Source organism: Streptomyces sp. NPDC002730, assembly GCF_042888805.1.
In the GTDB taxonomy this organism is placed as follows: domain Bacteria; phylum Actinomycetota; class Actinomycetes; order Streptomycetales; family Streptomycetaceae; genus Streptomyces.
On record NZ_JBIAQG010000014.1, the window covers coordinates 292,017 to 317,840 of the forward strand.

Below are 25,824 nucleotides of genomic sequence, written 5' to 3' on the forward strand. Positions count from 1 at the left end.
TCCTACCTCACATCATTTGGAGTCCCGGAGGAGTTCCATGACCCACTGGATTCCCCTGGCTGCCCATCGGTAGACCGGATTGCCCGTCACGGCTGCGACCAGCGTGAACACGATCTGAAGGATCCGCAGGTGATCCTTCATTCGCTTGCGGCGTGCCAACTTGATCTCGGCTTCGGCCAATTCCCGATCCTTTTGCCGCTTCTCCTCGGCGGATTCTTCGGAAGAACGGTCGGGTTCGGGGGATGAAAGCATGGCTGAGGCCCTTCGGGAGGCGCGGCCGTACGTCGACCGGTTGGCCAACACCCGTTCCGCAACGGCGCGTTAGGAACACGAAGCATGCTGGCGCCGGGAGTCAGGAGAGCGCCACGATTATCGGCTAGGTGTACCCCTTCGAGTGATGGGATGCACTCCTGTTCCTATCGGGCGGAGGTGAACGCGCACTCTATTGGCGCGGTTAGTAAAAGCAAGGTCACGGGCTGCATGTCGCACAGGGTTGCCGGACTCGCATGCGGGGGATTCGAGTGGCCAGGGGCTTGACGAATCGATGGCCAAGCGGTATAGGTCGCTTCGTCATCCTTGACCGGCTGCGTCGGACCTTCGCGCACGCCTAGTCGATTCTGATGAGCCGGCCCACTCTCCTGGAGTGCCGCGGGCAGTGGGTGAAGGCAGATGCGCCCACGGACCGCTGGCCAACACAGCCTTCACCGACGACGAGCATCTCGAGCGCAACCTCCGCCGGGGCTTACGTCATATCCAACTCCGGCCCGACCTGATCGATGGCTGCCTGGCCGGCACCAGACTGCCCCTCACGCGGCACCCGACGACAACCCGAGGAAGTCAGTAGGGAGGTAGCCGTGGAAGAGCGCGCGATCGACGAAGCGCCTGTGAACTCAGTCAATGATTGGCCTGGTGGGGGTGGCTGAGCTACGGTGTCGGCACCTGTGTCAGACCCGTCCGAAAGTCGCCCTCCCGCTCGGAGAACCACATGTCAGACTCCAACGATGCGCCCGTCACCTTGGCGGGAATCGCGCGCATCGCGGGCGTTGGTCGAGCGGCGGTAAGTAACTGGCGACGGCGCCATGTCTCGTTCCCGATGCCGGTCGGCGGTACAGACATCAGCCCGCAGTTCTCCCTTGCGGAGATCGAACGGTGGCTGTACGCCCACGGGAAGATCGAGCGGATCGGGTTGCGCGAGCGGCTGTGGCCGCACTATGAGGCCCTGGGGGATCGTGCGGTGATGGGCGCGGCGCTCGCCGAATCTGGCCGCCGCCTGCTTGCCGCGACAGGCGCGGATCAGGCCGCACCCGAGCATTCCTTGCTTCCGGACGAGGCCGCTCGCGTGATGAACGAGACGGTCGACGTCGCACGATACGAAGGAGAGCGGGAGACATTCACCTTCCTGCTCACACGTTGGCTTGACGCCCATGTACGGCAGGTCGGCACCACCTCAGCCCCACTGGCCCGACTGATGGCAGACGTCGCTCTAGCCGTCAGAGCGGAGGAGGACCGGGGCGCGGATGGGCGGATCACCGTTCTCGACCCCGCCTGCGGTGTCGGCGGGCTGCTCCTGGCCGCCGGTGAGGGCATGGCGGAGCGAAGCGCGGACGCCGATCCCGGGACTACGGCGCTCATCGGTACCGAACTCGACTCGGTACTTGCCGCGCTGGCGGAAGTGCGGCTGGGCTTCGCCGACGCGGAGGGGGGAAGCGGCGTTGTGAGGATCAAGGCAGGTGACTCGCTCCGCGCGGACCCAAACGACGGTGTCCGGGCCGACATCGTCCTGTGCAACCCCCCGTTCAACGCGCGCGACTGGGGTCATGAGGAACTGGCTACTGACCCCCGCTGGGTCTACGGCCTGCCACCGAGGACCGAGCCCGAACTCGCCTGGATTGAGCACGCGCTGGCGCGACTGGCGCCAGGCGGCGTGGCTGTACTCCTGCTGCCGCCAGCGGTGGCCTCTCGGCGCGCAGGTAGGCGCATCCGTGGAGCGCTACTGCGGACGGGCGCTCTGCAGGGAGTCGTCGCACTTCCGGCTGGGGCCGCCCAACCGCACAGCGTCTCGCTCCAGTTGTGGATTCTCCGGATGCCAGTGTCCGAGGGCAGTGCTGCTTCCGGCGAACGCCTGTTTCTGCTCGACGCAGCCACATCGCATGGGGCGACGAGAGGAGCTCAAGGCATCGATTGGCCGCAGTTGACCAGCCGCGTACTCGACGCGGTACGCGCTCATGACTGGTCTGGAGAAAGGAAGGCCGGAGCAGGGAAGCAATTGCCTGAGGGGTGTGTCACCGTTCCCGTGGTGGACCTGCTCAATGAACAGACAGATCTCACGCCGGCCCGCCACGCACCGGAGACGGCCGTAGAGGCCCAGGCCAAGCTCCATGAGTCCTGGGGGCGCCTGGGTGGCCTACTCGACGAAGTGCGCGATCACTCCCAGTCTCTGGCGGCAATCGACCTGTCGGTGGGTAGTGAGGTGCTGTCCATGATCACGGTCTCGGACCTGCACCGTGCCCATGCTCTCAAGCTGCAACAGGGGCAGACGCTCCCCGGTGAACTACTGCACGGCGACGCGCTGGCAGATGGTGCGGTACCGGCCTTGAGCGTTCCCGACCTGGTCCTGGGAGGACAGCCAGGGGGCTGGCTTGCCCGGGCCGAGGTAGAGCGGGGCGCCAGTATGGGTTCGTTCACCGTGGCTGAGCCGGGGGATGTCGTCGTGGCGGGTGTCGAGAGGGCGTATCGCGTCTGGGTCCAAGAGGGTACGCCCTTGGTGCTCGGACCCCAGCTTTACGCGCTGCGCCCGGACCCCAAAGTCCTCGACCCCTGGTTCCTCGCAGGCTGCCTGCGTGCGTCCGCGAATGCGCGGCAGGCGGGTTCCCACACCTCCAGCTCTGCCCGCATCGACGTACGCAAGCTACAGGTGCTCCAGCTCACACTTGTTGAACAGCGGCCGTATGCGGCCGCCTTCAGAGAACTCCTGGCACTTGAGGAGTCGCTCCGCTCGGTCGCATCGGTGGGCGAGGCTCTCGTGCGGAGCCTCGGGGACGGGCTCGCAGCGGGAAAGCTGCACTCTTTGCGTCCGTGAGCAAGCCGCCGATCGTTGGCGGTACACCCGCCGGACCTTTCTGTACGTGACTTGCCCGCCGAACATAGATGTTGGCCCGCAGGCGCTGGGGAACGATCACTGATGAGCTTAGACTGGAAAGGATCTCCGAAGACGCAAGAAGTACGCCACCGCCCAAGCACACTCACCCAACGACCTGTCCCGGCCAGCCAGAGCGCAACTTACTTACGCAAGATCGCCTAGATGCCGAAGCCCAGCTCCTCGAGCTCGATGCCGACCTCTCGGCATCGCTCAGCCAGCACTTGGGCGCGCGGGCCCGTGACGTGGGCCATCCGTTCGAGCACCATGGCCCGCGCCGCCGCGGCCGGAAGCAAGTCACCGAAGGGGATACGGCACTCCGCCGCACCCAGAGTGCCCTCCAGGTAGTCGGCCAGCTCATCCGGGCTCGCCTTGCCCTCAACCCGCAGGGTCAGAGCCTCAAAGAGCGCGATCGCCTCCTTGCAGCGCCCGGCCACACGCATGCCGTTCGCGGCCACGCGCAAAGCCGTCCGGACGCCGGGGTCGAAGGCGCCCCAATCCCGGCGGGCGGCGGGCAGCAGCTCCAGCAGCTTGTCTACCGCACTCGCCGGCTCACCGGATTCGACCTCCGCTTCGGCCTCGGTGGTGACTTCCTGAAACATCCGGCGGCTGAGGAACCCGGAACCGCGTCGCCTCCTGCCGGAACTGGACGCAGCCATCGGTGTCGCGGGCGCGGTCGGCAGGTCGTATTCGTCGGGCAAGCGCAACGGACGCGTCGGGTCCGGCTCTAGCCGAGGGGACGGGGCAGCGTCACCCGCACGCGGCGCGTACTTCCGCAGCACCTCCGCGACCATGCGGGTGTCCACCGGCCGGTCCTCCGGCTCCTTCGCCAGCAACTTCAGTACCAGCCTCTCGAGCTCTGCCGGGATGTGCCCGACATGACAGGTCGGCGGGATCGGCGCGGCATGCACATGTTGGTCCTTCAGCCCGTCCCCGGAGAACGGCGGATGGCCAGTCAGCAAGTGGTAGAGGACGCAGCCCAGCGCATACAGGTCGGTCTTCGGGGTGATCTGGCGTTCCAGGATCTGCTCCGGAGCCTCGTACCCTCTGCTGCCGACGGTGGATCCGTGCTGGGTGTAGTCGGTGACGCCGGGCCAGAGCGGCTTGGCAATGCCGAAGTCGATGAGGACGACCACGCCGTTCTCATCGATGATCAAGTTGTACGGCTTGAGGTCGCGGTGCACCACCGGCAGGTCATGGGCGCAGGTCAGTGCCTCGGCGATCTGAACCCCGATGGCCGCGCTGACCTCGATGGTGGGGGTGTACTGCTCCAAAAATCGGTGCAGGGGCTTGCCAGCGACGTAGCGCATGACGAGGTAGGGCTCGGCGTGATGAGTGCCCTGGTCGTAGAGCTCGGGAATGCTCCTGTTATGCAGCCGTCCCAGAAGGGTGCCCTCGCGCCGGAACCGGCCACGCATGCGCCGGAGTTCGTCGTGCGCCTCGTCTTCGTCGAGCGCGTCCAGGAGCTCGTTCTGTGCGCGCAGGCATTTGACGGCCACGAGCCTGTCGTCCCGCAGGTCCCTCGCCAGCCAGACCACGGCCATGCCGCCGCTGCCCAGGTGCTTGAGCAGTTTGTACCGGCTGCCCAGCACCTCGTCCTTCTTCATGCCGCCCCTTGCCTGTGAAGCGTCCCGCCTCCGGCACGCAGGAGAGGCGCGACGGTGGCGAGTTCCCGGTTCCGCCAGACCGTTGCGTGGCGGATGCGCCCAGTGTAAAGCGATCGAATGCCAAGTCGTGCATGGACTGAGTTCACAGCTGTTTTGTGTCATGCTGGATATGCCGGAACCCGGTGCGCCCGCTCGGTGGTGCCGCATCGGGCCGTCCTGTACGAACTGCTTGGAGGAGACCGTGAGCAGTGGGCCGCGCCCTGCCGGGACCAGCGGTGACATCAGGCTGGTACGCACGAACCTCGCTGCGGCGCGCCTCGACCCCCGGGACTGCCCCACGAAGCGGGCCAGCGAAGCCCGGCCGCTGCTGATTGCAGATCCCGAACCCCCTCAACTTGCCGAAAAACTACAAGACTTCACGCTCAAGGTCTTCATGGATGCACTCGACCTGATTGAACACGAGCGCAAGGACCCGGAGTGGGTGATCGGGGAACTCCGGCGCACAAACGGGACCTTCGGGCTCTACCGGCGCCGTGAAGCGCATCCCCTGCTGATGTCCTGGTCAGCCGAGGTGGTCCGTCGCTATCTGGCGGCCAGAACGGCAGACCAGCACGCCCGCCAGGTCGCCGACCTGCCGCTCACGGTCCCGGTCCGTGACACATGGGTGGTTGGCACGGACCCGGGCCCGGTCGACTCCCGGGGCGCGGACACCTATGAGATGACCGCTTGGGGACGCCGCTACGCGGCCCTCGACGGCTCCACAAGAGAACTGTGGCTGCTCACCTTCGGCAGCGCCAAGGACGACCGACCCGAAGCGGAAAAGGCCGTAGCCGCATACGTGGCGGCGCGAGGGCGCCCCGCGGTCGGAGGATGGCGCAAGCGGCACACCCCGGTCCCCTTCGGTGAACTTCCCCAGCACCGCGCCGCCCTGCCCGAGCACGTCCGGGTCATCGAATTCGGCTGCGGAGACGGCAAACACAACGAGCTGATCGACTGGAACAGACAGGAAGCGCGTCAGCACTTCACGGCGGCGGGGTGGCCATCGTTACTCCAGGCCATCGACGGGACCGGGACCCGCCCCGGCACCGGCTGCATCGACTGCAAGGCACTGACCGGCTGCCAGGCACTCCCACACAGCCCAGAACTGCTGAGCATTACGCCGCCGAAGCGCCGGCGCCCCCGCCGCAGCGTCTCGGTCACCGATTTGCGCGCTTATCGGGACTGTCCGGCGAAATACCACGCGACCCGGCAGCTCAAGCTGCGCTCCTCGACGCCCGAGAGCCCAGAAGTCCGGCGCGGCCGTGTGGTCGACGACATTCTGAACCAGCGGCACGCCAGCACGCCCCACCGAAGCTGCGCGACCTTTCCCGGCCCGGCGGACCCGGACTCCTGGGGAGCCAGCGGTCTGCACCTGAGCGGTCAAGAAGCACTCGACGGTGCCGCCATGCTCGAACAGCACGCCTTCTACTGCCCCTTGGACGGCCTCGCCGCCAAAGAAGAGGTGCGGGTGCAGTACCAGGCGGTCTGCTACGACCCCGGACTCGACCTCGTGCTGATAGCCACCCCCGATCTGCTCCACACCCGCCGCGGGGGCTGGATCTGGCGGGAGACCAAGACCGCGAGCAGATACCTCTATGAGGGCGAGCCGCTGTTGAAGCTCTACCCTCAGCTGGCGCTCGGTGTCCTAATGCTGGCCACCGGGGTCCTGGGTGGAGACGCGGCCCGCTCCAGGGTGGAGCTCGAACTGCTGCACACAGACGACGTGACCTTTGAGGAACTCGACCCCTCACACCCGGGGACCGTCGACGAAGCCCGAGAAGTGATCACGCAACTCGCCCAGCCCTGGGCCTGGGATCAGGACTACCCGACCGCTCCAGGCCGGCATTGCGACGGCTGCGAAGCCCTCGAATGGTGCCGCGCGGGCATCGAACACCTCGCTCCGACAAGGCAGGATTCCTGATGGCCACCGCCTTTGACGCCCACGCAGCCCAGCGCGGTGACTGGCTCGACTTCCCCGACGTACGCCTCGTCCGTACGCTAGCCGGCGCCGTCATCCAGCTCGCCGATCTCGGCTCGCTCTCCTCCTTCAAACTGCCCTACCCGGCGGAAGCCCAGCGAGCCCTCGACCGGACCGTCCTCGCCTGCCTCCTCAGGGGCGTCGAGGAGATCCCGAAAAGCCTGCCGGAACTGCTCTTTTGGTGCCACAGCCGCCCACTGGAAGACTGGCCCCTGGACCTGCCGCCGGACGCTTTCGGACCGGACGACTACCTGGTGGACCCCGAGGCACGGGTTCCCACCCAGCTGTGCCACGAGTGGTGGATCCGAGGCAAGGATGCCGGCGCCGCGCAATTCGACCGGGAGGTCATTCAGACGGCCATGCGCCTGTGCCGCAAGGCGTCATCACCGGAGTCCTACGTCGCCTTCCGCAGACTCCTGGTCGAACGACCGGTACTCACCGGAGTGGAACGGTTCGAGACCGAGACCGACCTGTCCCTCGCTCCCGTACAAGAACTGCTGGACCAGTGCTACGCCCCGGTCCCGGCCTCCTACGAATTCCAGGGCGGCTACGTCACCTGCGGCCGCTGTCTGACCTTGCTCGCGCCGCTCGCCGACGGCGCGTGGTGGTGCGAGAGAGACCGGTGCCGACGTCGGGGCGCACCGCCGCACGGACGGACCCTGACCGGAGCCGACGTGCCGGGACTGCTGCAACTTGTGCGACCGCTAAGGCAGTTCGTCACCGGACCGGGACGCGCCGAGGTCGAACTGGAAGCCCGGCTGCGCACGCTGGGGCTCGAGGTCCAGCTCTGGCCCGGCTTCGACGCCTACGACTTGCGCGTGACCTTCCCCGACGAGCACATCTGGGCCATCGACGTCAAGGACTGGAAGCATCCCGGGCTGCTTGGCCGGTCCGCGAAACCCGTCCGCCCAGAGCCGCCCTACGACGAAGCCTGCTGGGTGGTTCCCCGCGAACAGGCCGAAGCCCACCGCGATTACCTCGGCACGTACCGCCGCAACCGCCCCGCCTCCGCCGCGGGCCTGCCCCTGCTCACCGACGACCGGCTTGTCGCCCTCGCGACCGCCCGCACCCGAGGGGCCGACGGCCCCCACCTGACGGACTCCGCACCGACGAACGGATCCCCGAGTGCGTAACAGCAGTGAGTGGTACCAGAAACTGGCCAAAGCCCTGGAACCTGTCTGGCCCCAAGAACACCAGGACGTCAACCCCTCGCTGCTCTGCCAGGTGGAACTCGGCCTCTATCTGATGGAAAGTCTCGACCCGACCGGCGACGCCCACGGTGCCTACACCCTCCTGGGCGGCTATCCCTTTGCCGCGGCCGCGGGCATCGCCACCACCCCGGCACAGAGCGCCCGGCTCGACGTGGCGCGCCACTTGCTGTGGAAGCTGCGTCGCCGCCGCATGTGGCACCAGTGCCTGGAGACGTACATCCAGCTGCCCGAACGGCTCCGCGGCTACCGGCTGGCCGCGGGAGGAGGACCGGCGCGGCGCGTCGAACCCACCATCGCCGCAGACCGCTTCGACAGGTTCGAGCACGCGCTGTCCCGACTTCCGCACTTCGACCAACGGCAACTGCCGCCCGCCCCGGCGGGCCAGGCCCGGTTCACCGCGCGGCACCGGCCAGCCTCCGTGACCATCCCCGAACAGCTGTGTTTCCCGCCGGCGACCGGCCACGACCTGAGCCAGGTCCCGCACACCGCAGGCCGTCCCCTGGACATCCCGCTGGCCGAACTCGCCGAGACCGCCCGCTGGATGGAGGAAACCGAGACGGCCCGCGGCCTCACCTGTGGCCATTGGGTGCGACGGCTGGAAGACCTGCAACTCGATGCCCTGTCCGCCGACGGGCTGCGCTTTGAGAAGACCATGGTTCTCCGCATGGACCGCCTGCTCCACCTGGTCGGTATGGTGGGCGCGGGCAAGAGCACCCTGATGCATCTCATCGCCGTCTGGGGCGCGCGCAAAGGGCTGCGCACCACTCTTGTCGTCGGTGACGTCGCCGAACAGCTCACCCTGGTCGGCCAGTTCCGCGACCTGGACCTACAGGCCGCTCCCGTCATCGGCGGCACCACCCGTGAGCAGCACGCATCCCGGCTGCACCGCCGCCTTGCCGCGCGCGGCCAAGTCTCCCTTCTCCAGCACGATGATCCAGCCTTCGACGATCTGAGCTCAGTGTGCGTCCTCGACGCGCAGCGCGGACTGGAAGCAGCCGAACCCCTGCGCTACGTCGACGCCCCCTGCACGGAACTGCGCCCGGTCAAGAAGCACGGTCCCACCGCTGCCGGGGAGATCCCGATGCCCGTATACCGGCACGACCTGTCCGAGACACCCGCAGCGGACAGCGAGACGTCGCGGTCCGATCACGGCTGTCCGGTGTGGAGTGTCTGCCCCCGCCATGCGCCCGACCGGGAGCTGGTCGATGCCCTGATCTGGGTGGCCAACCCGGCCAGCCTCCTGCAGAGCGCCGTCCCCAACCATCTCAACGCCGAACGCCTCAGGCACCTTGAACTGGCCTGCCTGCGCAGCGACATCATTGTCGTCGACGAGGCGGACCGCGTACAGATGCAGCTCGACACCGCCTTCGCCCCGTCCGCGACGCTGATCGTGCGCGGCCCGGATTCCTGGCTCGACCGCCTCGGCATCCACAAGATCGATGAACTGGCCCGGCAGGGCCGCCTGCCCCTCTCGGCACGCGATGTCGAACGCTGGTCGGCCTCCCTGGACCTGGTCCACATCGCCGCCAACCGTCTCTACCGCCGACTGATCACCGACCACGACCTTCGCCGCTGGGCGGACATCGAATATTTCAGCGCCTGGACGCTCCAGGAGAAACTCGTCAACGAGTGGTACCCCCGACCGCGCCCCACCGGTCTCCTCCCCGACGAGACCTCCTCCGACTCCGAGGTGTACGACTCCAACGATGAGGCCGACGGTGACACACCCCTGCCGCGGACCCCGGACACGGAGCCCTGGGATATCCGACGCAGCGAAGTCACCAAGGCGTTCGACGCCTTCCGCGATGACCCGCTCGGCGATCGAGGCCCGCACAACGACCTCGCCGACGCCCTGATCCGCAGTGCCGGAGCTCTCCTGCATCACCTCGACCAGACAGCGACCAGCCAACGTGTCCGCTCCGTGCTCGACACCCTGCTCAGCGGGTCCCCCCTGCTGGACGGTTCCCTGCGCCAGGAGCCACCCGGCCCGGGGAAACCCGCCCGGGATCCCGTGGACACCTGGGGGAGCGAGCCCTGGCTGGAACGAGAAGCCCGACGCCTTGAGTTCACCCTGGTACTGGCCGCCCTGCATCAGCGCCTCGAACGCGTCACGTTCCTGTGGCCGCAGGCCGAGGCGGCTCTGCATCTGGACACCGCCGACAACGAACTCTCCCGCAGACCGCCCCTCGACTACGCGCCGGTGGTGCCGGAAGCCCCGATGGGTAACGTTCTTGGATTTCAGTACCTGCCCGAAGATCCGGAGCAAGGCCCGGGCGGCGACGAACACCGCAGTGGTACCCTGCGTTTCTTCCGCTGTGCCGGCGTCGGTCGCGAGCTCTTGCTCCACCTTCCCGCGCTGGGAGCCGACCCCGCAGCGGGCCGTCCCGGACCGCACGTCCTGCTCATGTCTGGCACCAGCTGGGCCGGGACATCGACCCGCGCACACGTCATGGCGCCGGTCCAAGCGATCCTCAAGCCCCACCAGGCCGCCGTCGACTCCATCCGGCAAACCCTGTTCACCACGCTGTTCCTCTATGACGGCGAAGGAACCCCGCTCACCCTCTCCGGAGCCCGACTCGACACCCGTGAGCGGGTCCTGGCCCAGATGGTCACCCAGCTCGGCAAGTCGGCCCCGGGCAGCAGCTCGCTCCTCGATCAGAAACTACGGCGGATCGAGGACGGAGAACGCCGACGTGCCCTCCTCCTGGTCGGCAGCTACAAGGATGCCAGGATCGCAGCCGACCTCCTGGAACGCATGCCGCGCTGGCGCGGAAAGGTTCGCGTCCTTGCCTCCGATAAGGCAGAGCTCGACCACGCCGGCCCCGGGGACACCGCCACGGGAGACTTCACCGGCGCCTCAGCCGTACGCCGCGGCGACCTGGCCGCCTTCGCCAAGGACGAAGACGCCGAAGTCCTGGTCGCGCCCCTGATGGCAATCGAGCGCGGTCACAACATCCTCAACCAGAGCCACAAAGCCGCCTTCGGGACCGTTCTTTTCCTCGCCCGTCCCCACCCGCGCCCCGACGACCTGTCGCTGGCCGTCTTTGCCATCAACGACTGGGTCACCAGGTTCGTCCGGAACCAGCCGGATGCCGAGGCGGGAACCTTCGGCAAACTCGTGGCCGACGCAGTGGACATGGACAGCGCCGGGCTCGCCTTCCGCCTCGCGGCTCGCAAGGAGTGGCGCCGCCTGCTGTCCCGGCGTTACATCTACTCCCAGCTCAACGACGCGGAGAAGACCTCCTTCGCCTGGGATCAGCTGGTCACCATCTGGCAGGTCATCGGCCGGCTGGTGCGCGGCGGAGTGCCCGCGCGGGTGGTGTTCGTCGACGCGGCCTTTGCCCCCGCACTCGCCGAGGCCGGGGCCCCGCCCGCCGCGGCGACCCGCAGCGGACGCCGACGCAACGACCCCGGCCTGCTTATCAAGCTCCGCGACGTCCTCGCGCCCTACTTCGACGACGAAACCACCCCCGAATCGTTTGCCGACCCTGCCGACCCCGCCTTGGTCCGCACCCTCTACCACCCGCTCTACGACGCCCTGTGCGGTCTGAGCGCCCGAACTGACTGCTGAGCCACAGCAAGGAGACTGCAAAGACCATGGCTGCCAAGTACCGCGACGCAAGCCGGGCCGCCTACCTTTTGAAGCCCAACACTGCGCCCTGGACCGCTCGTTATCGGGCACTGACCTTTGCGGAGAAGTGGCACGAGAGCGTTCTGGACCTCTGCAACCTAGGGCGTCCCCCCGAGGCCGAGCCCTACCGCGCTGCGCCCGTCGCCAGATTCAACGGAGTTCTGCAGAGCCTCGCCCCCGATCTGGTCGTCCGCGGCCGTCCCCGCGACCCCCAGCAGCTGGCCGAGGACTTCTGGCTCTACGCCCCCTCCGACACCCCCCACCCGCTTCCCGGCGACACCCTGGACCGCCTGAGCGGCGCCTGGCTTCAAGACCTCCGCCCCGAACCCGCACATCACCGGGCGGTCCTGGACACCCATACGGCGCTGCGCTCCTGCCCGCCGCAGTGGCAGGACGTCACCGTCGACCTCCTCGGCTGCCCCACGACCGACGGCGGAACAGCGGCTCCGCGTGACCGGCAATACCAACTCGCAACCGATGCCCTGGCCCGGCGCATCCTCGCCCTGGGGCCCTACGAGCACAGCGCCGGCAGCCTGCACTTCCGGGCCGTGCCGCGAGGCCCGCGCCAGCAAGGAGCGGAACTCCTCTCGCAGCCTCTCTCGCACGTGGTCAAGGGGCGCGAGTGGTGGTTCTCCTTGGTGATCAACATTTCGCTACACACTGTCCCCTTCGACCCTCGCCCCCGTCTCCACCTGCACACGGGAGTACGCCGCTGGGCAACTCGCCTCGACGCGAGGAAGCAGCGACTGCGGCTGCCGTATGGCCGCGACACCTCGGTCTACCTGCTGCCCGGCATCCCCTGGCTCCCCGGAGCACCCACCAGCGAGCGGTACGCCGTGGCCCGGCTGACCTGGGACCGCGGCACCGAGAGCTATGCCTGGAAGAACAACGGCCCCGCCCAGATTCTGGGCAGGCTGGCGCTCAACCGCCCCTTCCCCGACCCCTCCAGCCTGCTTGCCGCACCGGAGGAGTGGATCGGCGACGGGGGCGGCACCCGCGCCGCTGTCGTCCACAGCACACACATGGGTGCTCACGGCATCGGTGCCGGCCTAATGTCACACCAGCGTTCACAGATCGTTCAGTGGGCCGAACGGGCGCTGCCCGAACAGCTACGCCGGGTCCCCTCTCTCAGCCGGGCGAGCGCTGGCAGCAGCGCCCCCGCCAATGCCCGGCCCAAGCCCAAGGCGGCGGAGAAGGAAGCGGAGGCGCAACGCGAAGCCCGCGCCCGCCGGACCGCACTCGCGGTGGCAGCCAGGATCAACCAGGGACAGGACCCCGCCGAAGCGATCAAGGGGACGGGAGCCGGGTGCTGCGTCGAAGCCAGACTGCTGTGGCAGACCCCGTCGTTCAGGGATGCAGCCATCGAGGCCCTCGCCGACGTCCTCGGGCTGGACGGCGACGGAAGCCGCCCAGAGGCAGTCACTGCCGAGGACGCCTACGAGCGGGCCGTACCCGGAAGCCCCGTCACTCTCGAATGGAAAGCCCCGGAACTCACCCTTCGCCTCCGCTGCCTGCGCACCGTCGAGGGAATCACCGACACTCTGGGCATCGACCCCACAGCGCGGCCCAGGGGCAAAGCCCTGGAGGCCGGTATCAACGCCCGGCGGAAGACTGCCGCCGCATTCTTGGCCGACGACGGAGCTGACCCGCTTTACCCCAGCTTCGCCCTCGTGGAGATCGACCGTCGCCAGGACTTCGCCCACCGTCTGGACGACCCCAAATACGCGCTCCGGCTGGGCTGCGCTGACGCGGGCGTCCTGACGCAATTCGCACTCGTCCCCAAGAAGGCCAAGGGCTACAACACCGAGAAGAACCTCTCCCACCGGGTCCATTCGGGCTGGGAAGACGCTCTGCGCCAGTACGGCGTCCGTGTCCTGCCCGAGCACACGCTCGGCGAAGCGATCCCCAAGGACCTGCGCTACGTCGCCACGTACATGGTCAAGCGGCGCAAGGACGGCCCCACCCGCCTGCCCCGCCACACCCCGGTGGCCGTCATGGTCACACCGCTGGCACCAGGCAGCGGCCTGGCGGCCGTCACAGGCTGGGACGAGCGGATGGGACGCTGGATTCCCTACCCCCAGTTCCTGCTCGGCCTGGTCAAGACAGCTGAAATCCCGGAGGTCAGCGAACCGACCGAGACCGAGACCGCGATGCCCACGGACACCGAAGCCGCCGCCTTCGTACCGCAGCAGCGTTCGAAGTACCGCGTCTGGCAACAGAACATGGACGAACAGCGCAGGGCGACCGCCCGATACCTCCAGAAAATGGTCCGCTCTCTTCGCGGCCGACCCACCGCCCTGCTGACCCATTCGCAGAACAGCCGACTGCACTGGCCCTGGCTTCAGGACGGCCGAACCGAACGGGACCTGATCAAGACCGGGCACGCGCAGCCGGCGGGACTCGACCCCGACCTCCGGTTGATTCGCGTACGTACGGCAGCAGGGCGCGAGACCCCGCAATGGTGGGGCAACGCCTCTCCCGGCGAAGTCAACGGCCTACCCCAGGGGCTGTGGGTGGAGGACGAAGACTCCGCACGTTCCTCCGGCCGGATCTTCTACAGCACCACACCCAAAGCGAGCACCTTCCGAGACTCCGCCGTCGAGGCCGACAAAGTCGCGCCCCGGCCGCTGCGCCAGGGACCCAACAAGGGCAAACCCACCATCGATACACACATCCCGGCCTGGAACCCCGGGCTAGTGGAGATCGCAGTCCTGGGCTGCCAGGCTGATGCTGGCGACTCACCCGAAGCACTCGCTCTGGCGGTGCACCAGCTGCGCCAAGCCCCCGACTACCTTGACGCACTCTCCCTCCCCCTGCCCCTGCACCTGGCGAGCCTCGCCCAGCACTACGTACTGCCGACGGTCGCCGAGGCAGAGTCGGGTGAGGCTGAGGAATCCTCCCTGGAGGAGCTGGCCACCGCCGAGGCGGCGGGCAACGTCAATGGGCAGCGTGTGGCGGCGGCGCTGGGCGTGATCGAGGAAGGAACGGACACCGAGCCGGCAGACCTGGACCCGGAATACGCAGAGGATCCCGGCCTCGCGCAAGCACCGGAGGACGAACAGCTCGCCTTGTTCCCCTGAGGGGTGAGGGAGCGCTGGCACCCCCACCGGCTCTGCCGTTGTTCTGCGGCGCGCATTACATGAACGGCGATCATGCTTCCCTGCGCTGGTGATGCACGGCCGGTCCCCTTCGAAGAGGCACCGTCGGTATCGGCGGGCTCGATCTCCGGCTTGAGGGCGGGAAGCCGGGGATCGGGCCTCGGCAAGCGCCGTAATGCCGATGACTTCATGGGCAGCGGATCGGACGAGAAACCGCTCTTGCCACGGCGGTGGCCTCCGCGGTTCGTGTGACCCCCGCCCTTCGACCCTGGCCTCCTGCCCGATGCCGAAGCAGGGAATGAGGGGCGGGTTTGTCGTTGTGCTGGGCGATACGTAGCAGGTGATCCCCGGTTACCGAAACCGGGGATCGTCCCGAGTGTTGAGGGTGTTCGCATTCGGTTGTGCTCGGCAGTGGAGCCGTGGCGGACGAAGCAGGCAGCGCCGCAAACCCCGCACGAGGAGAGCGCTGTTGTCTGCTGCCCCGATGACCGCGGTGCCCTTCGCTGAAAGGCAGCGATGGCGCCGCCAATGTGGAGTTTCCACGCCCTCAAGGAGAGTGAGTGATCTGTCTCAACCGATCAAGAAGCTGCCGCCGAACGCGAAGGGGCAGTCCGGTACCGGTTTGTGGTCGACGTCGGGAGTATTTCCCCAAGGGCACAGACCTGTCCGTCCACCCCCGCGAGGCCCTCGACACCGTCGCAGCCGAACTCAACAGCCGCCCACGCAAGACGCTCGGCTGGGAAACCCCTAGCCGAGCGTCTGTCTAAACTGCTCGCGGCCTGGTCAACCAACCACGTGTTGCAACGACTCCTGGAATCCGCCGAGCCAGCAGGGGCTTCTGCGTGCAGTGGGTCATGCTGGCACGGGGTGTGTGTCGTGGGTTGCGCTGTACTCAGGCTCGCCGCTGTCGAGGACGCGGAGCAGGGAGGCGGTGACGACGCGGGTGCTCCGGCCGATGCGTAGTACCCGGCAGGGGAACTCGCCGCGTCGGACCAGGTCGTACCCCTTGGCCCGGGAGAACCCGAAAGCCCTGGAGGCATCTTCTACGCTGCCTGTTCCGCCCCAGGTGGCGCGGATACGGGCGGGGCTATAGGGGGCGCTCTGTGGCGGGTTGTCCTGTCGGTGCATGTCTTGCTCGTTGGTCCCTTCTCGAAATGGCGGTGGTGGCGGAAATATCCCTCGGCGGTGCGGCGTTCCCCTCTGGCATCGTGATCGAGAGTGGGGGAGTGGTCGGTCTGAAGCTGTTCAGCACGGCAGGTGGCGTTGCCGAGGTGATGCCGCGACTCGCGGAGGTCGAGGCGGATGTGCAGGATCGAGGCGCACATGGAGAAGATGCTGGGTGTCACGTTTCTGGCGAGCGAGTACGTCATTGACTGCGTCGACGGCGGGCGGATCGACTCGCTGGGTCTCGACGAGAACGGGGCACCGGTGATCGTCGAGTACAAGCGCGGCACCGACGCAGGCGTGATCAACCAGGGCCTCTATTACATGGCCTGGCTGGCGAACCACAAGGACGCGTTCCGGAACTTGGTCCGCGACCGGCTCGGGGCGACGGCCGCGTCCCAGATCCTGTGGAGCGCACCCAGGCTGATCTGCGTGGCCGGCGACTTCACCCGCTACGACGCGCACGCCGTACGCGAGCACCGCCGCTCGATCGACCTGGTCCGCTACCGGTACTTCGGCAGCGACCACTTCGGCCTTGAGACCGTGGCCTCGGTCACGGGGCACTCGGCTCAGGCCAAGCGGGTACGCCGCGGCGCGGCCGGGGCGTCGCCCGGTTCGGTTGCAGGGCGGTGCGATGGCCGAACTGGCCGAGGCGGTCGACGAGGTCCTTGTGGGGCTCGGGGACGGCGTCACCCGGGTACAGCGCAAGCAGTACGCGGCTTACCAGCGGCTGCGAAACTTCGCCTGCCTCATCCCGCCCCAGCAGACCAAGGTGCTGGTCTACCTGAAGGCCGATCCGGCGACGGTGGACCTCGTGCCCGGCTTCACTCGGGATGTGACGGGGCTAGGCCACCACGGAACGGGCGACCTGGAGGTACAGCTGCGTACTACGGAGCGGGATCTGGAGCGGGCCCAGGACCTGTTCCGCCTCAGCTATGCCGCGGCGTAGGGCGCTAGCGGCCGGCGTGATTGCGCCTGGTGGGATATGCAGTTGTGAGTTGCTGTCGTAGTGGGCCTTTCGACGTGACGGGCAGGACGTGGCGGTGGAGCTATAAGTATTCGGTGGATCCCCGGTTTCGGTAACCGGGGATCCACTGCTATGTTGCCGCCCTCATCGCTGAGATTCGCACGGAGATCGAAGCCATCCAGTGGCGCGCTGTCGCGTGAGACGCGTTGGCCCTCCGGCCTGCAGCGTGCGGGGGTCTGGGGAAATGGACTTCAACACCGTGACTCTGTTGGTGATCTTCGGTGGGTGCTGACAGTCGTTCCGGTCGGTGCTTCAGTGGAGGGCAGCGGGGCGGTGCCGAGGCCGAGGCGGGCCTGATGTCGTTGCAGCCGAGGGACTACCAGCGGATTCCGGCGCGGACCGTGCACGCGGCGTGGGCAGCGTGTCCGAAGGGGACGCCCGCGATGCTGGTGCGGGATCGCCTTGATGTGCTCTTCGAGGACGAGGAGTTCGCGGACCTCTATCCCGCTGATGGGCGGCCCGGGTTCTCGCCGGGGCAGCTGGCGCTGGTCTCGGTGCTGCAGTTCGCCGAAGATCTGTCGGACCGGGCGGCAGCCCAGGCGGTGCGCACCCGGATCGACTGGAAGTACGCCCTGGGCCTGGAGTTGGAGGACACCGGGTTCGATTACTCGCTCCTGTGCGACTTCCGCGCTCGCCTGGTCGAAGGTAACGCGGCGGACCGGATGTTGCGTGTGATGCTCACGCGGCTGGCCGAGGCGGGACTTCTGAAGTCCGGGCGGGCGGCAGCGTACCGACGCGACGTATGTGCTGGCCGCGGTGCGACGTCTCAGCCGGCTGGAGCTGGCCGGGGAGAGCCTGCGCGCCGCTCTGGAGGAACTGGCCGAGATCGCGCCGGAGTTGCTGCAGCCGCTGGTCGAACCTGAATGGGACAAGCGGTACGGACGGAAGATCGAGATCCGGAAGGTGCCCGGCGGGCCGGAGGCCGTGACCGAGCGGGCGGAGATCTTCGGACGGGACGGGCAGAAGGTACTGGCTGCTCTGTGGTCCCTCGATGCCCCGCTCCGGTTGCGGACACTTCCCCAGGTGGAAATCCTGCGACAGGTGTGGGTCCACCACTACTACTGGGACGAGCAAGGACAGCTCCGCTGGCGCGACGGGCACGCGCTGCCGCCGGCGAGCCTGCGGTTCGACTCTCCCCACGACACCGACGCGCACTACTGCACCAAGAACGGCAATGAGTGGAGCGGCTACCGCGTGCACTACACCGAGACCTGCGAGGAACAGCGGCCCGAGATCGTGGTGCACGTAGCCACCACGATTGCCCCGGTCCAGGACGGCCAGCTCACCGAGCAGATCCACGACGACCTGGCGCAGGCCGCCCTCGCCCCGGCCGAGCACGTGGTCGATGCCGCCTACATCACCCCGGCCCGCGTCCAACGCGCCCAGCAGGCCCACGGCATCACGCTGCTCGGCCCGATCGTCGCCGACCACAGCCAGCAGGCCAAGAGCGGCGAGGGCTTCGGAAAATCCGCCTTCACGATCGACTGGGACCTACGGCAGGCAACGTGCCCCCGCGGAAAGACCAGCACCCCGGCGAGGGCATTCCGCATCAAGGGCCACGAATACCTCCAGTTCCGCTTCGCCAAGGCCGACTGCCTGGCCTGCCCGGACCGCCGCCCGTGCACCGCCTCGGCCACCAGGCCCCGCTCGATCGCCCTGCTCCCACAGCCGCTGCACGAGATCCAGGTCCAAAACCGCCTCGACCAGCAGACCGAGCAGTGGCAACGACGCTATGCCGTCCGCTCCGGCATCGAGGCGACGCTCTCCCAGACCGTCCGACGCAACGGCCTACGGCGTACGCGCTACCGGGGGCTCGCCAAGACCCATGTTCAGCACGTGCTCACGGCCATGGCCTGCAACCTCACCCGCACAGCCGACTGGATCGCCGAAACACCCCGTGGACGCACACGATCAAGCCGATTCCACACCCTCTGCACCGCAGCCGCCGGATGACTCCTGAAGATCACCAACAGAGTCACACCGTTGCTTAACTACTGGACTATCGTCGCGTGGAGCGTGATGGCTTTGGTGGGTATCTGGCGCACCGGGACGCGTGGCTGGTCCTTTGGTCGGTAGGAATAGAGCGAGTTGGGCCGTTTGAGGAACCGGTCCGCTTCTCGGAGCCTGCGAGTGCCGTTGTCGAGTTTCCGGCGGACCTTCGCCGCCAGCGAGGCCAAGAACCCTTGGATCTTTGTCGGAGTATCGGTGTGGTGTCGAACCACGCTGCGGCGGATGTGCTTGAGGACTTTGACGAACGAGATGCGGTCCGGGTCGATGCCGTGCCCGTCGGCAAGTCGCATGATGATCTGGGTCAGGCAGTGGTGGACGATCAGGTGCGCCCATACTTCCTGGCGTACCAGCTGTGGGTCGGCCGATCGCAGGACCTCCTGCCGGCCTCGCTGGAAGGTCTTGATCTGCCGGTAGGAGGACTCCACCTCCCACCTCTCGTGATAGAGGGCCGCCAACTCGTCAGCGGGGTAGGCGTCTTGGTCGAAGAGGTCGGTCAGCAGACGGATCACCTCACCCCCGTCGACGCGGTACTCGATCACGCGGACCAGGACACCACCCGGATGGGCTCCCTTCTGTCCGCCAAGGTTCATCCGGGCCAGGTAGGTGCCGTCGGGCAAGTGCCGGACCGGGCGGCGGGCGATGCACGAGCGGGCTCGCAGCAGCAGGTGGGCGCCGGCGCCGGTGTACGCCTTCCACAGCTCGACCCCGGGGAACCCCCGGTCCATGATCACGAGCATCCCTGCGGCCGAGGCGGCCATCTCCACGGCCGGGTCGCGCTCACCGCTGTTGTAGCCGCCCACCCGCGCGTCGATCGAGGCGTGCGTGCCGGTCTCGGTCAGCGTCACTACCCGCACCTGCGGAAACCCGCCCGGCTTCCCGCTGGAGTCCTTCGGCCCGCCGAAGGCGCGTCGGTTGGCGTCGTTGTCCGGAACGTCGAGCAGGAACCCATCGACCGCTGCGAGACGCATCCCCTGGTAGAAGGACCCCACCAGGCCGGTCGGGGCCAGGGGGCCGGCCAGGCGATGGAAGAGCCGTTGCAGAACCTCCGGGCCCAGACGCTCCCGGGCCCGGGTGAACGAGGCCTTGTGCGGGATACACCCACTCAACTCCGGCATGTCGCCCACCACATGCTCGGCCACATCATCGCAGGAATCCTGGTGAAAGAGCGCCAGCGGGAGCGTGAAAATACACCATGAACCTGGCAGCGGCTGCGGCCCCTGCTCGCCCTCGAGCCGGCTGCCCGTCCCGCCGACGCCGCGGATCGGTTGTGGATTGTGGACGGCACCTTGATTCCGGTGCGTGACAGGACGGTCGGTGCCTCGAGCCGCAACTACCGTTTTTCAGCAAGCGTGCAGGTCATCATCGATGCCGATACGAGGCTGGTCGTTGCCACCGCCCAGCCGGCTCCGGGCAACAAGGCCGACGCTCACGTCTGGCGGAACTCCAGCCTGCCCGCCCAGTGCCAGGGCGTCACCGTGCTCGGTGACGGCGCCTACATCAACACCGGCCTTGTGGTGCCGCACCGCAAACGCCCCGGCCGACCGCTACTGCCGGGCGAGGAGGCGGACAATGCGGAGCATCGAAAAGTCCGCGCCCGCGTGGAACATGCCTTCGCCCTCATGAAGAACTACAAGATCCTCCGTGACTGCCGGCAGCGCGGCGACGGTCTCCACCACGCGGTCCAGGCCGTCGCCCACATGCACAACCTCGCCCTGGCCCCATGACCAGAACAGTCGGAACCGGGCCCTGACCTGCCCGATCACAGCCTTCTGCAACACGCTTTAGTACTGCAACCGCATGTGGGGGCTGTGGCCTCGTTGTTGGTAGTGGCAGCGACGGGCTCGGGCCTGGCCGCGTCGCCGGAAGTGTGACCAGTGCAGACGGTGCTCGTTGGTGTGGCAGCGGGGCGTGACGACGACGTGCCCGATCATCCGGCGGATCTCCGGGACGCTGAGGGGTACGAGGTCGTGCTTGTCGTCCCCACCGCCCCTTTTGCGGCTTCTGCGGCGCGGACGGCCGTGAGGTACGCGAGAACGGCCATGGCCAGGGTGATGTGCCGATACCAGGCCCGGTAGAGCCGCACCTGGTAGTGATCGAGACCGCACTCGTTCTTCGCGGTCTGGAAGCACTCCTCAATCTGCCAGCCAGAATGCACACATGAAGGTGTATCAGGCAGTAGACGAGCCGATAATTGCACGTGAGGGGCTTTTGCGGTTGGTCGCGGTGATCGAGCGGCTGCAGGCCCGTGTGAGCGATCAAGCGGAGGCGTCGTCATGGACGATGGAGGGGGCAGCTGCCCCAGATACCGGACCCGCGGCGGGCGGACGGCAGTGTGTGGGCGGCACTGCCGCGGGTGAACCGGCAGGCCGCGCGGTATTGGCTGGTGGCGCTGGTCGGCCGGACTCTTGCGGCGGAGACGACTCCCGCGGCCGGGGATCTGGCCGTCCCGAGGGATGAGGGGCTGGCAGCTTGTCACCCTCGCCGCCGCCTCCACCGTCGTTGCTGTTCCGCAAAGCTTCCATCTCGTCTCTCCTCTGCTCAGTTCGACTTGCTTGTGACCCGTTACGGCCCGCTCAACTGTCCAGGTTCCGCCGACCGCATCGGGCGTTGGATCCCGCTCTGGCCACCAAGAAGGTAATTGTGATAGTCGACCTGCGGCCCGGGTTGGGTTGCTGCCACGCTGGCGCCGACGTTCCGGTATGACCCGCAAGGTAATTGGCGGCTCGGGGAGCCGCTGAACCCATCCCGTGGGCTCCGTGACCAGAGCGGGCGCTCTGGGGATGCCCCAGCAGACCGCCACGGCTACAGTGCCGACCGACCCGCGAACGGTTGTCAGAGGGAGCCACGGCGGGAGGGGGCACGTACGAGGGCACGCCGATCGTGCCGTTGCCGAATGTCGGCGCACCGTGGTCTGTGGCCATCGTGTAGTCCCAGATGGCGTCATGGAGGAGCCTGACGATCACCGTTCCTGATACAGCCGCATTGAGCGCGGCCGCTCCGGGCGGGACGGCCACCGGCCAGCTCGGCAACGTCACGGTGGACGACCAGCGTTCGCTGGCCGATGCCAGCTGGGTGGCCATCGCCTCCCTGACCACTGACTTCACCACTCCTGGTAGCAGCCCCATCTCCGGCGAGGCCGTCACCTACACACCCGGAGATCCCGTTGCTGAGGTTAACGGGCCGTTCACCGCAGGCACGCCCGGAACCCTCGCCGCCCCCCGGACCGCCCACAGCAAAGTGGGCGGTTCCGGTAACAACACCGTCACATGGAACCCGACCCTGGACGTCGCCGTGCCCGACGACGCAGTCGCCGGCACCTACACCGGGACGGTGACCCATTCTGTGGCTTGACAAGCCATCTCGCCGGATCTCCAGCCTGATCGCCGCTGCGGCCCTCGCCGCAGCGGCGGCCGGCATGAGTGGGCTCGCGCCGGTCGGCATCCCGTCAGCGGCAGCCGCGGAGGCGGAGCCGGAATTCTTCGGAATCCGGCTCCTCGAAGTCCCCGTGGCCCGGCGCGTCGATCCACGCGCATGTACCTACATCGTCGACCACCTCAATCCGGGCGCCACCATCCAACGGCGGATCGAAATCTCCAACAAGTCGTCAGTCCCACGTCACATCGACCTGTATGCGGCCGCCGCCTCGGTCACGAACAACGGATTTGAGATGCCCCCCGGAGTGTGGAAACAGGGGTTCATGCTACGAGTGAGAGCTTAACTTGCTTGTGGTGTTGCTGTTCGAACTCTGTCGGGGACAGGTAGGAGAGCGCGCTGTGACGTCGCCGGGCGTTGTGGTCGACGTGGAGGGTGATCATGCGGTGGTGTCCTCGCTGTTCTTGGTGATCGGCGTGACCGAGGCCAGGGCCTCATAGACGGACAGCGGCCGGGGGCCCACCGTGACCTGGGCGGCGGGGATGCCGGCCAGCCACTCGGCCAGCACCCCTGCGTCACCCGCCGCGACCGCGGCCGCAGGCCGCGGCGATGGTGAGGGATCACCGGTGGTGACGGCGCGGGTGTGTCCGTCGGGCAGACCGTCGCAGTGGGCCTCATCCACCACCCACGAGCCGCGGATTTTCGCCCGCAGGTGAACGGCCAGCAGAGTGGAGGCGGTGGTGTCCGCGGCCAGCAGATGCAGCGAGATACTGTCCGTGGAGGCCCGGACCTCGACCAGCTGGCGGGGTCTGACCCGGCGGGCCGGCACCGAATACAGACTCGCCTCGAAGCGACCAGACAGTCCTTCCCGACGAAACGCAGATGCCGGTCGGCGACCACATAGGGCTGCTTGCGACACGCCCGAACTACCTCTGCACTTCACCCTGGGGCACGGTCGGCCCGGCATGTTGCGTCATCTCCACGCCGTGACCGACCCGCAACCCGCTCCGGCCCTCGCCGCTGCCGAGACGGCGCCGGAACCGGCCCCCGCCGTCGTTGCCATGGCCGACGGGGAACCGGTGCCCGAACTGGTCGCTGCCAGTGTGCCCGTCCCGGCTCCTTCTGCGGCTTTAGCCACGCCGGTACCCGCCATGCCTGCGGTGAAGGTCCCTGAGCCGCTGCTGGTGGAAGCCCGCCCCATCACCCAGTCCCATCGGGCCAGAAACGGCCAGACCATCACCCCGGTTCAGCTCAAGCGACGGCTTGGCATCGGAGCGAGCATCACCGCGAGATCGGTGGCGATCCGGCCCGGATCATGCCCGGTGCCGCGCGGTCGCAGCGGCCTGAGCGCGGTGGAGTACGCGGTGGTCAGCCCGGTGGCCTCGGCGAGATCGGCCGGCAAACGTGCCCCGGCGTGCCCGACCACCCCCGAACCGTCAGCGGAGACATGGAGCTTGGGACGAGAACCGATACCGTCGGGTAGCGGGGACGCATTGCTACGTCCCCGCCCCCCAACGCCGTTGTTTGAGTTCCTAAATCAATTTGGGCAGGAGCGTGATGGTCTTGGGCTGGATGCGGCGGGTCGGTTGCCGTTTCCAGCCCTTGGGCGGGTCGGCGTACTTGAGTTTGAAGCGTTTGACGAGCCGGTCCGCCTCACGGTCACGCCGCGGACCGATGTCGAGGCTGCGCAGCTTGGCGGTGAGTCTGGCGAGGAACTGTTGGAGCTTGCGCGGGGTGGCGGTCGACTGCTGGATCACGCTGCGGCGGGCGGCCTTGAGGATCTTGACGAAGGAGATCCGGTCGGGGTCGATGCGGTGGTGCCCGGCGATGTCGACGATCATGCGGGACAGGCAGTGGTGGACGGTCAGGTGGGCCCAGATCTCTTGATGCACCAGGTCGGGGGCCGCGGACCGCAAGATCTCCTGGGGGCCGCGCTGGGAGGTCTTGATCTGCCGGTTCGACAGTTCCGCTTCCCACCTTTGATGGTAGAGCTCTGTGAGTTCCCCGGCAGGGGCGGTCTCGGGGTCGAGCAGATCGGTGAGCAGCCGGATCGTCTCACCGCCGTCGACCTGGTACTCGATTACCCGCACGATCACCCGGCGGGTCTTCCTGCCGTTTCTGCCGAGCGAGGTGACGCGGGCCAGGTAGCTGCCGTCGGGCAGGTGCTCCACGACGCTGCGGGCGAGGGGGCCTTCGCACGGATCAGCAGGTGGGCGCCCGCGCCGGTGAAGGCCTGCCACACGTCGAGGACGGCGAAGTTCCGGTCCATGACCACGAGCATGCCGCGGGCCGTTTCGGCCAGGGGCGTTGCCAGTTCCAGCTCGCCGCAGTTCAGCCCGCCGATCCGGGCGTCGAGCACCGCGTGGGTGCCTGCCTCGGACAAGGTCACGACTCTGGCCTGCGGGAAGGCCAGCGGAGTTCCGTCCGGCGCCTCCGGCCCACCGAACGCCTCCCGGTTGGCAGGCGTGTCGGGGGTATCCAGGAAGAATCCGTCGACCGCGGTCACCCGCATCCCCCGCCAGAAGGATCCGGCCGTGCCGTCCGGCGCGACCGGGCCCGCGACCCGGTGGAACACTGTCTCCAGGATCCCGGCCCCCAGACGCTGCCGGGCCCGGGTGAACGAGGACTTGTTGGGAACGTCCCCGGCCAGACCTGATATCACGCTGACCAGGTTCTCCGCCACATCGTCGTACGAGTCCTGATGGAAGAGCGCCAGGGCCAGGACGAAGTACACCATCGTCCGGGCCGGCAGAGCGCCCGGCCACTTGTCCCGCCGGCCGCAGTCACTGACCGCCTGGTCTACCAACTCCGGTGGCACCCACCGCGTCAGCACACCCATCCGCACCTGGTCAGACAACCCCGCCCACGCATGAACCATGTCCACCGAAACGAGCAGCCGTCCGCCCCCGTCACGGGTAACACTTCACAACTTCAAGCAACGGCATTGCCCCGCCCCCTCAGAACCGTACGTGCACGTTATCCGCGCATACGGCTCAAGCAAGTCCTGAAGGCTCTTGGGACTATGCAGAATTCCCGTTGCCTGACGCCTTCCGGCGTCGGAGGCACGAGGCATGAGCTAGGCGGAGTTGAACCCCGTCCGGCGTCTTCGTCCCCTGGTAGGCGATGTGTCGTGCCTTTATCGCTTTCCGGGTGGTACGGAGCCATTGCTCCCACCCGGTGGGGGACTGTGGGGGCTGGTCGGAATGCAGGAGCAGTTGTCCGCAGAGCTGGCAGCGGCCCTTTTGCGTCTGGAGCAGACGCATCGTGGCCCGGTCCAGCGGCAGCGGTGCGCTTCTGCGCCGCCGGTTGGCCCAGTAGTCCGTCGAGGCCGGATCGTCCGGGGACGAGGCGCCCTTGACCAGCTGGTGCCGGACGATTTTCGTCCAGGCGAACTTGACGAGGTAAGCACCGTTGTCGCGGTGGCCGAACACCCATCTGTCTTCCCGGGCGGTGTTGTGAGGTTCCCCCGAGATGCGGGGTGAGTTGACAGAGGGTCAGATGGGACTCATGAGAGGAACATCGGCCGTGGCCGCTCCCCGAAAGTACCCCAA

At 67.6% G+C, this 25,824-nt stretch carries 16 protein-coding genes and 3 pseudogenes; 10 read left to right on the top strand and 9 right to left on the bottom strand.

The features are described 5' to 3' along the window. Nucleotides 1-12: 12 nt before the first annotated feature. Entirely contained in the window at nucleotides 13-252 is a 240-nt protein-coding gene (locus ACFYXH_RS32820; protein ID WP_389570723.1) for a hypothetical protein, read from the bottom strand. Between the two features lie 733 nt (nucleotides 253-985). On the opposite strand from ACFYXH_RS32820, the gene ACFYXH_RS32825 reads away from it, so the two are divergent. Further along, a complete protein-coding gene (locus ACFYXH_RS32825) occupies nucleotides 986-3,079 on the top strand; it encodes an N-6 DNA methylase (protein WP_389570727.1) in 2,094 nt (697 codons plus the stop codon). Between the two features lie 218 nt (nucleotides 3,080-3,297). Here the strand turns inward: ACFYXH_RS32825 and ACFYXH_RS32830 are convergent, their stop codons facing one another. Beyond that, nucleotides 3,298-4,950 (bottom strand): protein kinase, encoded by a 1,653-nt coding sequence (locus ACFYXH_RS32830; RefSeq protein ID WP_389570730.1) that lies wholly within the window; start codon nucleotides 4,948-4,950, stop codon nucleotides 3,298-3,300. Between the two features lie 34 nt (nucleotides 4,951-4,984). Between ACFYXH_RS32830 and ACFYXH_RS32835 the strand changes: the two genes are divergently transcribed. Genes ACFYXH_RS32835 through ACFYXH_RS32850 form a run of 4 tightly spaced genes read left to right on the top strand, consistent with a single transcriptional unit; the run spans nucleotide 4,985 to nucleotide 14,682 of the window. After that, nucleotides 4,985-6,703, top strand: coding sequence for a PD-(D/E)XK nuclease family protein (locus ACFYXH_RS32835; RefSeq protein ID WP_389570733.1), 1,719 nt, complete (start codon nucleotides 4,985-4,987; stop codon nucleotides 6,701-6,703). Next, nucleotides 6,703-7,893 (top strand): hypothetical protein, encoded by a 1,191-nt coding sequence (locus ACFYXH_RS32840; RefSeq protein WP_389570736.1) that lies wholly within the window; start codon nucleotides 6,703-6,705, stop codon nucleotides 7,891-7,893. The genes ACFYXH_RS32835 and ACFYXH_RS32840 overlap by 1 nt, the downstream gene beginning before the upstream one ends. Continuing rightward, on the top strand, nucleotides 7,886-11,542 hold the full coding sequence (locus ACFYXH_RS32845; protein ID WP_389570739.1) for a hypothetical protein: 3,657 nt from the start codon (nucleotides 7,886-7,888) through the stop codon (nucleotides 11,540-11,542). The genes ACFYXH_RS32840 and ACFYXH_RS32845 overlap by 8 nt, the downstream gene beginning before the upstream one ends. 26 nt (nucleotides 11,543-11,568) lie before the next feature. Further along, nucleotides 11,569-14,682, top strand: a complete 3,114-nt coding sequence (locus ACFYXH_RS32850; RefSeq protein ID WP_389570742.1) for a pPIWI_RE module domain-containing protein — start codon at nucleotides 11,569-11,571, stop codon at nucleotides 14,680-14,682. A gap of 870 nt (nucleotides 14,683-15,552) precedes the next feature. On the opposite strand, the gene ACFYXH_RS32855 is transcribed toward ACFYXH_RS32850, so the two are convergent. After that, on the bottom strand, nucleotides 15,553-15,828 hold the full coding sequence (locus ACFYXH_RS32855) for a helix-turn-helix domain-containing protein (RefSeq protein WP_389570744.1): 276 nt from the start codon (nucleotides 15,826-15,828) through the stop codon (nucleotides 15,553-15,555). Nucleotides 15,829-15,974: 146 nt separating this feature from the next. Between ACFYXH_RS32855 and ACFYXH_RS32860 the strand changes: the two are divergent. The 3 genes and pseudogenes from ACFYXH_RS32860 (at nucleotide 15,975) to ACFYXH_RS32870 (ending at nucleotide 18,844) form a co-directional block, all read left to right on the top strand. Next, nucleotides 15,975-16,813, top strand: a pseudogene (locus ACFYXH_RS32860) (DUF5655 domain-containing protein). Nucleotides 16,814-17,274: 461 nt separating this feature from the next. Then, the gene (locus tag ACFYXH_RS32865; RefSeq protein WP_389570746.1) at nucleotides 17,275-17,754 is read left to right on the top strand and encodes a transposase; all 480 of its coding nucleotides are present in this window, start codon (nucleotides 17,275-17,277) and stop codon (nucleotides 17,752-17,754) included. Beyond that, nucleotides 17,648-18,844: a transposase gene (locus ACFYXH_RS32870; protein ID WP_389570749.1), complete on the top strand. Its 1,197-nt coding sequence runs from the start codon at nucleotides 17,648-17,650 to the stop codon at nucleotides 18,842-18,844. Before ACFYXH_RS32865 ends, ACFYXH_RS32870 begins: the two co-directional genes overlap by 107 nt. Before the next feature lie 38 nt (nucleotides 18,845-18,882). Here the strand turns inward: ACFYXH_RS32870 and ACFYXH_RS32875 are convergent, their stop codons facing one another. Beyond that, the gene (locus tag ACFYXH_RS32875) at nucleotides 18,883-20,163 is read right to left on the bottom strand and encodes an IS4 family transposase (RefSeq protein ID WP_389570801.1); all 1,281 of its coding nucleotides are present in this window, start codon (nucleotides 20,161-20,163) and stop codon (nucleotides 18,883-18,885) included. Between ACFYXH_RS32875 and ACFYXH_RS32880 the strand changes: the two are divergent. Continuing rightward, nucleotides 20,104-20,625, top strand: a pseudogene (locus ACFYXH_RS32880) (transposase family protein); the annotation flags it as partial. The gene ACFYXH_RS32875 and the pseudogene ACFYXH_RS32880 sit on opposite strands and share 60 nt — an antisense overlap. Before the next feature lie 203 nt (nucleotides 20,626-20,828). Here ACFYXH_RS32880 and ACFYXH_RS32885 read toward each other — a convergent pair. Continuing rightward, on the bottom strand, nucleotides 20,829-21,056 hold the full coding sequence (locus ACFYXH_RS32885) for a hypothetical protein (protein ID WP_389570751.1): 228 nt from the start codon (nucleotides 21,054-21,056) through the stop codon (nucleotides 20,829-20,831). A gap of 827 nt (nucleotides 21,057-21,883) precedes the next feature. Here ACFYXH_RS32885 and ACFYXH_RS32890 point away from each other — a divergent pair. Continuing rightward, nucleotides 21,884-22,252: a hypothetical protein gene (locus ACFYXH_RS32890; RefSeq protein ID WP_389570754.1), complete on the top strand. Its 369-nt coding sequence runs from the start codon at nucleotides 21,884-21,886 to the stop codon at nucleotides 22,250-22,252. A 460-nt stretch (nucleotides 22,253-22,712) separates the two neighbouring features. Here ACFYXH_RS32890 and ACFYXH_RS32895 read toward each other — a convergent pair whose 3' ends face one another. The 4 genes and pseudogenes from ACFYXH_RS32895 to ACFYXH_RS32910 form a co-directional block, all read right to left on the bottom strand. Continuing rightward, complete coding sequence (locus ACFYXH_RS32895) at nucleotides 22,713-23,102, bottom strand: hypothetical protein (protein WP_389570757.1); 390 nt, start codon at nucleotides 23,100-23,102, stop codon at nucleotides 22,713-22,715. 444 nt (nucleotides 23,103-23,546) lie between these two features. After that, nucleotides 23,547-23,744 (bottom strand): annotated as a pseudogene (locus ACFYXH_RS32900) (IS1380 family transposase); the annotation flags it as partial. Nucleotides 23,745-23,805: 61 nt separating this feature from the next. After that, nucleotides 23,806-24,369, bottom strand: coding sequence for a hypothetical protein (locus ACFYXH_RS32905; RefSeq protein WP_389570760.1), 564 nt, complete (start codon nucleotides 24,367-24,369; stop codon nucleotides 23,806-23,808). After that, nucleotides 24,366-25,112, bottom strand: a complete 747-nt coding sequence (locus ACFYXH_RS32910) for an IS4 family transposase (protein ID WP_389570762.1) — start codon at nucleotides 25,110-25,112, stop codon at nucleotides 24,366-24,368. The genes ACFYXH_RS32905 and ACFYXH_RS32910 overlap by 4 nt, the downstream gene beginning before the upstream one ends. Between the last annotated feature and the right edge of the window lie 712 nt (nucleotides 25,113-25,824).